The organism is Acetobacterium wieringae, from assembly GCF_026646375.1.
GTDB classification, from domain to species: domain Bacteria; phylum Bacillota; class Clostridia; order Eubacteriales; family Eubacteriaceae; genus Acetobacterium; species Acetobacterium wieringae_A.
Genome location: NZ_JAIPPU010000019.1, coordinates 37,188 through 51,125, shown reverse-complemented (window position 1 = coordinate 51,125; position 13,938 = coordinate 37,188). Strand labels below are relative to the sequence as shown.

10 protein-coding genes and 1 riboswitch are annotated in these 13,938 nt (G+C 44.6%); of the genes, 9 read left to right on the top strand and 1 reads right to left on the bottom strand.

Translation table 11 applies throughout. The annotated features are described in order from the left end of the window. Positions 1-150 precede the first annotated feature (150 nt). The 8 genes from pgk to Q7P33_RS15430 all read left to right on the top strand — a co-directional run bounded on the left by pgk (position 151) and on the right by Q7P33_RS15430 (position 11,033). Entirely contained in the window at positions 151-1,341 is a 1,191-nt protein-coding gene (gene pgk, locus Q7P33_RS15465; RefSeq protein ID WP_303871643.1) for a phosphoglycerate kinase, read from the top strand. A 10-nt stretch (positions 1,342-1,351) separates the two neighbouring features. Beyond that, a complete protein-coding gene (gene tpiA, locus Q7P33_RS15460) occupies positions 1,352-2,089 on the top strand; it encodes a triose-phosphate isomerase (protein WP_303871642.1) in 738 nt (245 codons plus the stop codon). Between the two features lie 208 nt (positions 2,090-2,297). Then, on the top strand, positions 2,298-3,833 hold the full coding sequence (gpmI, locus tag Q7P33_RS15455) for a 2,3-bisphosphoglycerate-independent phosphoglycerate mutase (RefSeq protein WP_303871641.1): 1,536 nt from the start codon (positions 2,298-2,300) through the stop codon (positions 3,831-3,833). Positions 3,834-3,958: 125 nt separating this feature from the next. Then, positions 3,959-4,189, top strand: a complete 231-nt coding sequence (gene secG / locus Q7P33_RS15450) for a preprotein translocase subunit SecG (protein ID WP_070370159.1) — start codon at positions 3,959-3,961, stop codon at positions 4,187-4,189. Positions 4,190-4,238: 49 nt separating this feature from the next. Further along, entirely contained in the window at positions 4,239-6,209 is a 1,971-nt protein-coding gene (locus Q7P33_RS15445; protein WP_303871640.1) for a sodium-translocating pyrophosphatase, read from the top strand. Positions 6,210-6,426: 217 nt separating this feature from the next. Continuing rightward, positions 6,427-7,077, top strand: a complete 651-nt coding sequence (locus Q7P33_RS15440) for a hypothetical protein (protein ID WP_303871639.1) — start codon at positions 6,427-6,429, stop codon at positions 7,075-7,077. A 15-nt stretch (positions 7,078-7,092) separates the two neighbouring features. Further along, positions 7,093-9,696 carry an ATP-dependent chaperone ClpB gene (gene clpB / locus Q7P33_RS15435; RefSeq protein WP_303871638.1) on the top strand — a complete coding sequence of 868 codons (2,604 nt, stop codon included), beginning with the start codon at positions 7,093-7,095 and terminating at the stop codon, positions 9,694-9,696. Positions 9,697-9,935: 239 nt separating this feature from the next. After that, positions 9,936-11,033 carry a glycerol dehydrogenase gene (locus Q7P33_RS15430; RefSeq protein ID WP_303871637.1) on the top strand — a complete coding sequence of 366 codons (1,098 nt, stop codon included), beginning with the start codon at positions 9,936-9,938 and terminating at the stop codon, positions 11,031-11,033. A 77-nt stretch (positions 11,034-11,110) separates the two neighbouring features. Here the strand turns inward: Q7P33_RS15430 and Q7P33_RS15425 are convergent, their stop codons facing one another. Then, positions 11,111-12,130 (bottom strand): aldo/keto reductase, encoded by a 1,020-nt coding sequence (locus Q7P33_RS15425; RefSeq protein WP_303871636.1) that lies wholly within the window; start codon positions 12,128-12,130, stop codon positions 11,111-11,113. A gap of 197 nt (positions 12,131-12,327) precedes the next feature. On the opposite strand from Q7P33_RS15425, the gene Q7P33_RS15420 reads away from it, so the two are divergent. After that, positions 12,328-13,665, top strand: a complete 1,338-nt coding sequence (locus tag Q7P33_RS15420) for a glucose-6-phosphate isomerase (RefSeq protein WP_303871635.1) — start codon at positions 12,328-12,330, stop codon at positions 13,663-13,665. Positions 13,666-13,848: 183 nt separating this feature from the next. Next, a riboswitch (cyclic di-GMP riboswitch) is annotated at positions 13,849-13,924 on the top strand. The last annotated feature ends 14 nt before the right edge of the window (positions 13,925-13,938 follow it).

The window sequence follows — 13,938 nt, the reverse complement described above, 5'->3', positions numbered from 1 at the left end:
GCTTTTGCAAAACCATTGCAACTGCTTCTGAAATTGTTTATAAAGCGATTATTACAAACAAACAGTTAGGAATAAAACAAAAGCAGTACCGCTAGATTGGTCGGTACAGTAATTTGTGATAACTGAAATATTAACCGAGAGGATAAAAAGATGAGTAAAAAAACCGTATCTGATATCGATTTAAAAGGAAAAAAAGTATTAATGCGGGCGGACTTTAATGTGCCTTTAGATGAAAACGGCATCATTACTGATGAAACCCGGATCACTGCCGCGTTACCAACAATTAATTATATTCTTGATCAGGGTGCTTCACTGATTTTAATGTCGCATATGGGTCGTCCTAAAAATCAGCCAAACCCCAGATACTCTTTGGAACCGGTCGCAAAAAAACTATCGGAACTACTTAAAAAACCGGTTATTTTTAATGATGACGGCGCGGTAACTGGATCGGTGACTGTTGCTGCCGCAGCGGGACTGAAACCCGGGGAGGTTCTGTTACTTCAAAACACCCGTTTTCGGGCGGAAGAAGAGAAGAATGATCAGGGCTTTTCGAAAGAACTGGCCAACCTTGGCGATGTCTTTGTTAATGATGCCTTTGGAACGGCTCACCGGGCTCATGCCTCAACGGTGGGAATCGCTGAGTTTTTACCAGGTGTTTCCGGTTTTTTGATTCAGAAAGAACTGGATTTTATGGGCAAAGCACTGGAAAACCCGGAACGTCCCTTTGTGGCGATTCTGGGTGGATCAAAGGTTTCTGACAAAATTGGGGTTATAAACAATCTGCTGGAAAAAGTAGATACCCTGATTATTGGTGGCGGCATGGCCTTTACCTTCCTGAAAGCCCAGGGGTATGAAATAGGAAAGTCACTGCTGGAAGAAGATAAGATGGAGCTGGCTAACGAGCTGGTGGCAAAAGCAAAAGCAAAAGGGGTTAACCTGTTGCTGCCGGTAGATGTGGTCGCAGCTGAAGCGTTTGCAGCGGATGCGCCCTTTGTGGTAGTGGATATCAATGCCATACCGACCGGTTCGATGGGACTGGATATTGGTCCGGTAACGGCGGCTAACTTTACAAAAGCAATTCTAGGCGCTAAAACTGTGATTTGGAACGGCCCCATGGGGGTATTTGAAATGGCAGCTTTTGCTAAAGGAACCGAAGCTGTTGCCAAAGCGATGTCAGACTCCGATGCGATTACCATTATCGGCGGCGGTGATTCCGCAGCTGCAGTAAAAATCTTTGGCTACGAAGAGGGGATGAGCCATATTTCCACAGGTGGTGGCGCTTCACTGGAATTCCTGGAAGGAAAAAAACTGCCCGGAATTGAAATCTTACAAGATAAATAAGGAGAGTAAAATGCGAAAACCAATTATTGCCGGAAACTGGAAAATGAATAATGATATTTTCGAAACCGAAAAATTGATGAATACCTTGTTGCCATTGGTGGCAGGGGCCGAAGCTGAGGTGGTGTTTTGTCCCACCTATCTGGGTCTGCAAAAAGCGGTGGAACTGGCTAAGGATTCTAATGTTGGTATTGGTGCTCAAAATATGCATTTTGAAAAGAGTGGTGCTTATACTGGGGAAGTTTCTGGTGAGATGCTTCAGGCGATCGGTGTTAAATATGTTTTGATTGGCCACTCCGAACGACGTGAATACTTTAACGAAACCGACGAAACCGTTAATAAAAAAGCCATTAAAGCCCTGAGCCTGGGGATTACCCCAATTGTCTGCTGCGGTGAAACGCTGGAAGAGCGGGAGAGCGGTAAAGCAGAAACCAAGGTGGTCGGTCAGATGGAAGCTGGACTAAAAGGCATTGACGACATTACTAAGGTCGTAGTTGCCTATGAACCGATTTGGGCGATCGGTACTGGTAAAACTGCCAGCAAAGAAGAAGCCAATGAAGCCTGCGGATGGGTCCGACAAACCATTGCTAAAATGTTTGGTGAAGATGCGGCCCAAAAAGTCCGTATTCAATACGGTGGTTCGGTCAATCCCGAAAACATCAAAGACCTGATGGCCATGGATAACATTGATGGTGCACTGGTCGGCGGCGCTTCCCTAAAACCGACTTTCTCAGAGATTGTGAAGTTTTAGTATTTCAATCGATTGCGTAGTGCGGGCGATTACGAATCGCCCCTACTAACTATAAACTTATTGCGATGCCTAATTGATACTCGATTGTCATGCATATTTCTTAGGGGTGATCATTTATCGCCTGAAACGTTGATGAAATTACAAACGCTCTGAAGCTCATGGCAGTTTTTTATGTAACTAAAATATTTCGACCGAAAGGTGTGATCATATGAATAAAAATTTAACCGCCCTGATTATTTTGGATGGCTACGGCTTTACCAGATGTACTGAGGGCAATGCTGTAGAACAGGCCCAAACACCGTTTCTTGACACTATCTCCCGGGACTGCCCGCATACCCTCATCACCGCCAGTGGTCTTGGTGTTGGTCTGCCCGAAGGTCAGATGGGTAATTCTGAAGTCGGTCATTTAAACTTGGGCGCTGGCCGGATCGTATATCAGGAACTGACACGGATTACTAAGTCCATCGAGGATGGCGATTTTTTCACCAATGAAGCGTTTCTGGCCGGGATTAAATCGGCAAAACAAAAGGGCGGAGCCCTACACCTGATGGGATTGTTGTCGGATGGTGGGGTACACAGTCATGAATGTCATCTCTACGCCTTATTGAATCTGGCCAAAAAACAGGGATTGGATCGGGTTTATGTTCACTGTCTGATGGATGGCCGGGATACGGCTCCTGACAGTGGCTTGGGTCATGTCAAGTCGCTGGAAGCAAAAATGACAGAATTGGGGGTCGGTAAGATCGCTACCATCATGGGTCGTTATTATGCCATGGATCGGGATAATCGCTGGGATCGGGTCGAAAAAGCCTATGATGCCATGACCGTGGGTACCGGTAACCATGCTGCATCAGCCGTCCAAGTTATGGAAGAAACCTATGCTGCCAAAATAACTGACGAGTTTGTGCTGCCGACGATTATTGACACGGCCGAAGATAAAACCATTAAAGCCAGTGATACCATCATCTTCTTTAATTTCCGCCCGGATCGGGCCAGAGAATTGACAAGAGCTTTTATTGATCCGGAGTTTAAGGAATTTGAGCGTAAAACCGGCTATCTGGGGCTTTATTATGTGACCATGACCCAATACGATAAATCCTTTGAAAATGTCGCAATTGCCTATAAACCGGTGACGATTGACAATACCCTCGGTGAATATCTCAGTAATCTGGGGATTTCCCAGTTACGTATTGCCGAAACTGAGAAGTACGCCCATGTTACCTATTTCTTCAATGGTGGTCTGGAAAAGCAATATCCGCTGGAAGACCGGATTCTGGTACCGTCCCCTCATGTGGCAACCTATGACTTGCAGCCGGAGATGAGTGCCTATGAGGTAGCCGATAAAGCCGTAGCGGCCATTGAAAGCGAGAAGTATCAGCTGATGATTCTTAACTTTGCCAATGCCGATATGGTCGGACATACCGGCATTTTCGAAGCCGCCGAAAAGGCAGTGGAAGTGGTGGATGCCTGTGCCAAAAAAGTCATCGATGCGATTCTTGAAAAAGGTGGGAAGGTGATCGTAACTGCCGACCATGGCAATGCCGAAAAAATGATCGACTATGAAACCCACATGCCTTTTACTGCGCATACGTCCAATCAAGTTAAGTGTATTCTACTGGGCGATGGTGATGTTGCATTGCGAGACGATGGTCGTCTGGCAGATGTGGCCCCGACGCTACTGGATTTGATGGGACTATCTAAACCGGCCGAAATGACCGGTGAAACACTGATTAAGGAAAAATAAAGCAAAAATGCAAAAATTGTGACCGTTTACATGAGAAAAGTCTCGATTGAGACTTTTTTTATGATTGAAAATGTTTTTTGGTTATGATATTATAACGTGCACGATTATTTACGGAGGTGATACTAATGAAAGAAGCTTTATTGGTCGTTTTACTGATTTCCAGCTTGGTTCTGATTGCAGCAATACTGTTGTCGCCAGGAAAAACAGCCGGGATGTCAGGAGCCATCGCAGGTGGTGCTGAGACCTTATTTGGAAAGAAAAAAGCCAAAGGATTTGAAGGCGTTTTAGAAAAAGCAACCAAAATCTCAGGTGTTTTATTCATGTTGTCGGCATTCGTTTATTCAATCGTATCATAACAGGCATCAGATTTAGAGGGATGCAAAAACTTACAGGGGGAAATTGAGAATGGAATTATTGTTTCTGGCTCCAGCTATTGGAGTCGTGGCGTTGCTTGTTGCGCTTATTTTTGCAAAACGCGTAACTACAGTTGATGCCGGTAGCGACAGAATGAAAGAGATCGCTGGTTATATCCACGAAGGTGCCATGGCATTTTTAAAACGTGAATATAAAATGATCGCAATTTTTATCGCTGTCTTATTTATTATTTTAACGGTTACACCTGGTTTGGGGATTATGACTGCGGTATGTTTCCTGGTTGGGGCTATTTTTTCAATCCTGGCCGGATTCTTTGGGATGCAGGTAGCCACTAAAGCCAATGTCAGAACTGCTAATGCTGCTAAAACCAGCGGGATGAATAAAGCACTTTCAGTGGCGTTCTCCGGCGGTGCGGTTATGGGTATGTGTGTAGTTGGTTTGGGCCTGCTGGGTGTTAGTACTCTGTACTTAGTATTTGGAGATGTTACCATTGTAACTGGTTTTGGTCTGGGTGCTTCTTCAATTGCATTATTCGGTCGTGTTGGCGGTGGTATCTATACCAAAGCAGCTGATGTTGGTGCTGACCTGGTTGGTAAGGTTGAAGCTGGCATTCCGGAAGATGATCCGCGTAACCCTGCAGTTATCGCTGATAACGTTGGGGACAATGTTGGTGACGTTGCCGGGATGGGATCGGATTTATTTGAATCGTATGTAGGTTCAATTATCTCGGCCATCACTTTGGGTGCATTAGCACTTGATGGTTTTGATGGGATCTTATTCCCAATGCTGTTAGCCGCCGTTGGTATTTTTGCTTCGATTATTGGCTCTTTCTTTGTTCGTGGTAAAGAGGGTGGTAATCCGCAACGCGCTCTGGACATGGGTACCTATGTCAGTGGAATTCTGGTTGTGATAGCGTCTTACTTCCTGTCTAACTATTTTACTGGTGGAGCTTCAGCATTTATTGCGATCGTTGCTGGTTTAGCAGTTGGGATTATTATTGGTAAATTAACTGAGTATTATACCTCTGAACATTACAAACCAGTACAACACATTGCCCAACAATCAGAAACGGGACCAGCTACTACCATTATCAGTGGTTTGGGCGTGGGGATGAAATCCACCATGTTTCCAATTCTGGCCATGGCAGTTGCAATTTTTGTTGCGTATGCATCGTTTGGTCTTTTTGGTATTGCGCTGGCAGCGGTTGGGATGCTGTCTACCTGTGGAATGACCATTGCTGTTGATGCCTATGGCCCTATTGCCGATAATGCCGGTGGGATTGCCGAAATGGCTGAAATGCCAAAAGAAGTGCGTCAAATCACCGATAAACTGGATGCCGTTGGAAACACCACAGCTGCTATCGGTAAAGGTTTTGCGATTGGTTCGGCAGCGTTGACTGCTTTGGCATTGTTTGCATCTTATGCACAGACCGTTGGTTTAAAAAACATTGATATTTTAAATCCCAATGTTATCATCGGGATGTTTATCGGTGGGATGCTGCCATTTTTGTTCTCAGCTCTAACCATGGAAGCAGTTGGTTCTGCGGCTAATGAAATGATCGAAGAAGTGCGTCGTCAGTTCCGGGAATTCCCAGGCATTATGGCAGGTACCGAAAAACCGGATTATGCTAAATGTGTGGATATTTCTACAGCTGCAGCTTTAAAACAGATGATTGTGCCCGGTTTAATGGCCGTGGCTGCTCCTTTGGCTATGGGTCTGATTCTGGGTGCAGATGCCTTAGGCGGTCTTTTAGCCGGAGCATTGGTTACCGGGGTATTGATGGCCATCTTTATGGCGAATGCCGGTGGTGCCTGGGATAACGCCAAGAAATTCATTGAAGGCGGCGCTCATGGTGGAAAAGGCAGTGATGCTCATAAGGCAGCTGTTGTTGGTGATACTGTCGGTGATCCGTTTAAAGACACTTCTGGACCATCGATTAATATCTTAATCAAATTGATGACAATTGTATCATTAGTATTTGCTCCATTATTCCTAATCTAATAAAAAAATAATCTTTCCGTAAAAAAAGAACCTGAATGCCATCCGGCATTCAGGTTCTTTTTGGGTTAGGTTGAGGTTACTGATAAAAAAATTGGGTATGAGTAATAATAATAACCTTAAATAAATCTGAGAATAACAAAAAATGCAATCTAATATACATAAATAGATTGACGAATTAAACTTATAATAATATAATTTATTTAAAAGGAGTGATGATATGATAAAAAGTGTATACAGTTTAATGCTATTCGATGAAATAGTTGAGAAGATAGATCAAATCGCCTATGAAAATAATACCAACCGCTCCCAACTGATCAATGATATCCTGGCCGAGAAAATCGGACTGGTGACCCCGGAGCAGAAAATCCAGAAAATCCTGGAACAACTGGATGAAAACTTTAGTGATACCCTGTCAGTGAGCCAAATTAACAAAAACTCCAGTATCCAATTCGGCAAGAGTTTGAAATATAAGTATCGTCCCAAGGTACGTTACAGCTATGAATTTATCAGCAGCAAGCGGGGCAAGTATGCAGTACTGAAAATCAGCTCCCGAACCAAATCTGAAAATCTAAATGATCATTTTGACGAATTTTTCAAGCTGATTGCTGACATTGAAAAAGCGCAGCAGGGAGCTCATCGGGATTTAGCAGAAAATTTGACAAATCATAAGTTTATTCGGGCGTTTGAGGATGAGGCCGAGTTAACCCAGGACATTGAAACGGTCACCGATAACCTGACCCGTTATTTAAAAATGATTGACCGAGCCATGAACGTCTATTTTTCGAAGGTTGATGAAGCCGAAGCGAAAGAACTCACGAACCTTCTGGAAAGTATTTATCGTGAAGATTATAAAAAAAATAACCAATAAAAAAGAGGTACAATTATGGATATGAATTTATTCACCCAAAAGTCATTAGAAGCAATCAAAACGGCAGAACTGATTGCCGGAGAATACAACCACATGGAAATAGAGCCGGAGCATCTGTTGATGGGGCTGATCACCCAGGAAAACGGAGTAGTTGGGCGGATCTTTGATCGGCTCGGTAAGAATTCCCACACCATTGCCGAAGAACTGCGCCGGGAAATTGGCAAAAAGCCCAGTGTTTCTGGTCCCGGTCGGGAACAGGGAAAGGTCTATATCAGTAGTGACACCGATAAGGTCTTAAACGAATCGTACAAAGAAGCCAAAAAACTCGATGACCAGTATATTTCTGTGGAGTGTATCCTACTGGCGCTCTACAGTCTCGGCAAAAAATCCAAGGCCGTGGAAATTTTGGAGCGTTATGGCATTACCAAAAAAGAAGTCGAAAATATTCTAAAAGAAGTGCGAGGCGGCCAGCGGGTGGTTAACGACCATCCCGAGGTTACCTATGAAGCCCTCAGCCAATATGGTCACGATCTGGTACAGGATGCCATTGATAACAAACTCGATCCGGTTATTGGCCGGGATGCTGAAATTCGCCATGCGATTCGGATCTTAAGCCGTAAAACCAAGAACAATCCGGTATTGATTGGGGAACCGGGGGTTGGTAAAACCGCTATCGTCGAAGGTTTGGCAATGCGAATCGTTGCTGGCGATGTGCCGGAAGGTCTTAAAGACAAACGAATCATTGCCCTGGATCTAGGGGCTCTGGTAGCCGGAGCCAAATATCGCGGTGAATTTGAAGAGCGACTCAAAGCGGTCTTAAAAGAGGTAGTCGACAGTAATGGTGAAATTGTCCTGTTTATCGATGAGCTTCACAATATCGTCGGCGCCGGTAAAACTGAAGGCGCCATGGATGCCGGCAATATGCTAAAACCAATGCTGGCAAGAGGGGAACTCCATTGTATTGGGGCTACCACCCTGGACGAATACCGTCAGTATATTGAGAAAGATCCGGCACTGGAACGCCGCTTCCAACCGGTGCTGGTGGACGAGCCAACCGTGGAAGACACCATTTCAATTCTTAGAGGTTTAAAAGATACCTATGAACGTTACCATGGCGTTCAGATTCTTGACACTGCGTTGGTGGCAGCCGCTACCCTGTCAAACCGCTATATCTCGGATCGATTTTTACCGGATAAAGCCATCGATCTGATTGATGAAGCCTGTGCTAAGATTCGCACCGAAATGGACTCCATGCCGGAGGAAATGGATGAGGTGCGCCGCAAAATGATGCAGTTGGAAATTGAAGAAGTGGCCCTTAAAAAAGAAAAAGACACTCTCAGTAAAGAACGGCTGGAACGACTCCAAAAAGAACTGGTGGAATATAAAGAACGCTTTAACACCATGAGTATGCAATGGGAAAACGAAAAGCAGTCCGCCGATACACTAAAAGCCCTTCAGGAAGAACTCAATCAGCTCACCTACGAGCGGGAAAAAGCGATCCGGGAAGGGGATTATCGCAAAGCCTCAGAACTGGAGTACGGTCTGATTCCAGAAAAGACCGCTAAAATAGAAGAAATCAAACGTAAAACCGATGAAAAAAATGATGACAACAGTCTCAAGCGTGAAAAAGTCACGGAGGAAGAAATTGCTGAAATCATCTCCGACTGGACCAATATCCCACTTAGCAAGCTGGTCTCAGGCGAGCGGGAAAAACTGCTGGCGCTGGAAGATACCTTGAAGCAACGGGTTGTAGGGCAGGAAGAACCAATCCTGAAAGTGGTTGATGCCATTATCCGTTCTCGGGCTGGGATTAAAAACCCCAACAGCCCCATTGGCAGTTTCCTGTTTCTGGGCCCCACCGGGGTTGGGAAAACCGAGCTGGCCAAAGCGGTTGCCGCTACTCTCTTTGACAGCGAAGAAAATATGATCCGGATTGATATGAGTGAGTACATGGAAAAATTTTCGGTATCACGGTTAATCGGGGCACCTCCGGGATATGTTGGTTATGAAGAAGGTGGACAGCTCACCGAAGCAGTTCGCCGTAAACCCTATGCTGTCATTCTACTGGATGAAATTGAAAAAGCGCATAAAGATGTCTTCAATATTTTACTGCAGATCCTTGATGATGGCCGGATTACTGATTCCCAGGGGCGCACCGTCGATTTTAAAAATACGATCATCATTATGACCTCCAATATCGGGTCTGAATATCTGCTGGAGGGAATCAACGCATTTGGGGAAATTACTGAAAAAACCGAAGCAGCTGTGATGGAATTATTAAAGAGCTATTTCCGACCGGAGTTTTTAAACCGGATTGATGAAATTGTGCTCTACAAACCACTCAACAAGGAAGCCATCAGTCAGATTGTCACGTTGCTTTTAAACGATTTGCAAAAACGCCTGGAAGAACGTCGCATCACGGTTACCCTGACTAAGGAAGCGATTGATGCCGTTATTGAGATGGGTTTTGACCCGGCCTATGGGGCTCGACCGCTGAAACGCTACTTACAAAAACACATTGAAACCATGGTTGGTAAAGAAATCATCAAGGGCAATGTCCACGAAGGTCAGGCCATTACCATCGATGTTGATCCCAACGGGGAATTTTATATGGCCTAAAGTAACAGAGATCAACCGACCCGTTTCGGGTCGTTTGGTCTCTGTTTAGTTCAGGATGCAAGATTAAAATAGTTATAGCAGGAAACAAAAAATTATCAATTATATGAAGAACTGGTAAAAAAAATAAAATCAAACCAGAAATAGTATCAGCGCTGGCCTGTTTTTTTCAGATGATAACGAATTCATAGCTGAGATTATTTGATATAATAATAACGAAAAAATATTTTCGGAGGTAGAAAATGCAAAAGATTATTATGTCTCCCAGCCGTTATGTTCAAGGTGCCGGGGAAGTTGGTAAATTGCCGGAACATGTTGGGAAATTTGGAACATCTGCGCTTGTTTTAATGAGCGGAACCATGATGCGAACCAAAGCGGATGAATTGAAAGCCAGTTTTGAAGCGGCGGGAATTAAGTTCACACCCGAAAAATTTAACGGTGAGTGTTCAAAGGTTGAAATTGCCCGTCTCCAGGAAATCGTCAAAGCGCAAGGTTGTGACGTTGTTGTTGGGATTGGTGGCGGAAAAACCCTGGATACAGCCAAAGCGACGGCGCATTATGAAAAGCTGCCAGTTGTGATTGCACCATCCATTGCTTCTACTGATGCGCCCTGTTCGGCTTTATCCGTTATTTATACCGAAGATGGTGTGTTTGATGAATACCTGGTTCTACCTAAAAACCCTGAGATTGTCGTGATGGATACCGACATCATCAAAGCGGCTCCAGCCAGACTTTTTGTCGCTGGAATGGGAGACGCGTTGGCTACTTATTTTGAAGCCCAGGCTACTGTGGATTCCAACGGAACCACCATGTCAGGAGCTCATCCGACTAAATCCGCTTTGGCTTTGGCAAAATTATGCTATGATATTTTAATTGAAGACGGCTTAAAAGCAAAGCTGGCGGTTGAAGCAGCAAGCTGTACACCGGCGGTGGAAAATGTGATTGAAGCCAATACCTACCTCAGCGGAGTCGGATTTGAAAGTGGCGGTCTGGCAGCTTGTCACGCCGTTCATAACGGTTTAACCGTATTACCGGAGTGCCACCATATGTATCACGGTGAAAAAGTTGCCTTTGGAACTCTGGTTCAATTGGTGATGGAAAACCGCTCCTTGGAAGATATTGAAGAAGTGATCGATTTCTGTTTATCTGTTGGTTTGCCAATTACGCTGGGCGAACTGGGTTGCACCGAACCAACCCCAGAAAAAATCATGGCGGTGGCAGTTGCGGCGGCTGATCCTGCTGAAACGATTCATAATATGCCTTTTGATGTCGATGCCGACACTGTTTACGCTGCGATTATGGCAGCAGATGCTCTGGGCCGATTATACCTGTGTGACTAAGAAAAAAATATTAAAAAAGGTCACAATCTCACCAGTTGGAGATTGTGACCTTTTTGCAGTGTTGCTGGATGAAGGGACTATAACAGCGGGTCAAACAGTTCCCGAGTCGTCTTCAGCATGTCACGGATCGGCAGATCATAGGGGCACCGGGGTTCGCATTCGCCGCACTGGATACAGTCTGACGCATTGGCAACAAAGCTGCGATAACGATCCAGGGCCCATTCCTCAAGATCGTAGCGGCGGTAATACCCTTCGACGATAAACTGCATTGGGATGTCAATGCCCTGGGGACAGGGGGCGCAATAACCGCAGCGACGACAGAAGGTTTTTCCCAGTGCTTTGGCATCGGCTTCAAGGGTTTCTCGTTCGTCATCGGATAGCGGCACAAAATCGTTGCCGACTCGGGTGTTTTTAAGAACCTGCTTGACTGAATCCATACCGGGGATCAGTACCGAAATATTGGGATTTTCAGCTACCCAGCGCAGGGCGTAATTAGCGTGGATAAAGGCACCACCAGCCAGCGGTTTCATAATAATGACACCGACATTTTTTGATTTGGCTTTTTCAAAGAGCGGTGCTCCGCGGTTCTCGACAATATTATAAGGAAACTGAATGGTTTCAAATTTATCTTCATCCAGAGCCCGATCGAGCACTTCGTAAGAGTGGGAGGTAATCCCGATATGTTTAATCAGCCCCAGTTTTTTACAGTCGACCAGCGCATCATATCCACCCCCAGGGCTCATAATGGTTTCGTAGTCGGTCATCGTTTTGGCATTATGGAACTGATACAAATCGATGGTATCGGTTTGTAACTCGGCCAGACTGGTTTTAACATCAACCATCACCTCATCGTAGCTGAGTTTTGGGGTTTTTGTAGCCAGGAAAAAATGTTCACGGCCCCATTGCTTTAATGCTTCCCCAATCATTTCTTCACTGTTGGTGTAAGCTCTGGCAGTGTCAATAAAATTAACACCTTCTTCAATAAGGTTTTCAACAATTTCGTCAACTTCCCATTGGTTACAGCGTTGGATTGGAATGCCACCAAAGCCAATAAGGGATACTTCTAATCCGGTTTGTCCCAGTACTCGCGTTTCCATTTTACACCTCTTCTTTTCTTGGTTTTGCCCATTTTATCATATCAAATCACAAAAGTCATCTGTTATGCGGGAATTGACTCAAAGATCTGTTGCATTTCAACTTTCTTTCAGGCTGGTGAATGAACATTAATTGACACTCCAATCGCCGATGGTGTAAAATGAAACTATGTTAATAATTAAGAAAGAAGGTAAGAATTATGAGTATTCGTTTCGATCTCTCTTATGCAAATATAGATTCCTGTGAGTTTGAAAGTCGTTATCAGCAGTTGGCTCAAGCTAATGATGACTTGATGAATAAAACTGGTGTGGGCAATGATTTTCTCGGCTGGGTGGATTATCCGATCAACTATGATAAGGATGAATTTGTCCGGATTAAAGAGGCTGCCGAAAAAATTAAAGAGCGTTGTGAGGCGTTGGTGGTAATTGGGATTGGCGGTTCCTATTTAGGTGCAAAAGCGGTGATTACAGCCCTAACCAGCCCCTTTTATAATGATGAACCACGAGCAGTGCGAAAGGCTCCCAAAATATATTTTGCCGGTCAGAATATCAGTGGAAAATATCTGGAAAAGTTGCTGGCGCTTCTTGCGGATCAGGAAGTCTGTATCAACGTTATTTCAAAGTCTGGCACTACCACCGAGCCGGCGATCGCTTTCCGTTTTTTTAAGCAATTTCTGGAAGATAAGTATGGCAAAGCGGGAGCACAGGAGCGGATCTTCGTGACAACGGATGCTGCCCGGGGAGCCTTAAAGTATATGGCTGATGAAGAAGGCTACGAAACCTTCGTGATTCCCGATGATATTGGGGGTCGTTACTCCGTCTATACCGCCGTCGGCTTGCTGCCCATTGCAGCAGCGGGGATTGATATTGATGCGCTGATGGACGGCGGAAAATCCGGGTACGAGGAGTATAACAAACCGGAGTTTGAAAAAAACCCCTGCTTCCAGTATGCATTGTATCGGAATGTCCTTTATAGCCGCAGCAAGAATATTGAGATTTTGGTGGATTACGATCCCTCTCTGGAGTATCTGGCGGAGTGGTGGAAACAATTATTTGGTGAAAGTGACGGCAAAGATGGTAAGGGTCTTTTTCCGGCTTCGGCGCATTTTTCCACCGATCTCCATTCGCTGGGTCAGATGATTCAGGATGGCCCCAAAAACCATTTTGAAACCGTCATTGTCATTGAAGCAGATCAATCGGATCTCAAGGTTTTCCGCGACGAAAAGAATCTGGAAGGACTCAACTACCTCACCGGCTGGGAAATTGATGCCGTCAATGAAAAAGCTTTTATGGGCACCTTGCTGGCTCATGTCGATGGTGGAGTCCCCAATGGGATCATCCGACTTACAAAACTGGATGCCTTCCATATTGGTAAACTGATTTATTTCTTCGAAAAAGCCTGTGGTTTAAATGGCTATTTGCTGGGGGTTAATCCCTTTGATCAGCCCGGAGTGGAAGCCTATAAAAAGAATATGTTCGCGTTGCTACATAAGCCCGGTTATGAAGATCTGACCGCCGAATTGGAAGAACGGCTATAGACAGTGTCCACATAAGAATCGGATTTTCTCGGTGATAGTGGCAATGAAAGAATGAAAAATTGAATATTCAGCACACGACATATTGTTACAATTGTGATACAATATTAAAAAAAACAATACAAATTGTCGATTAGAATTCCTGGAAAAACGGCAAAATATTTGTTGTTCCAGCAAATAAAATACTGAATTACAGGGCAAAACTGTTGTGAAATAGTGACGCAAAGCTAAAGGGACTTTTTTAAGTCAGCCAGTTACTCAAATAGATTTAACGAT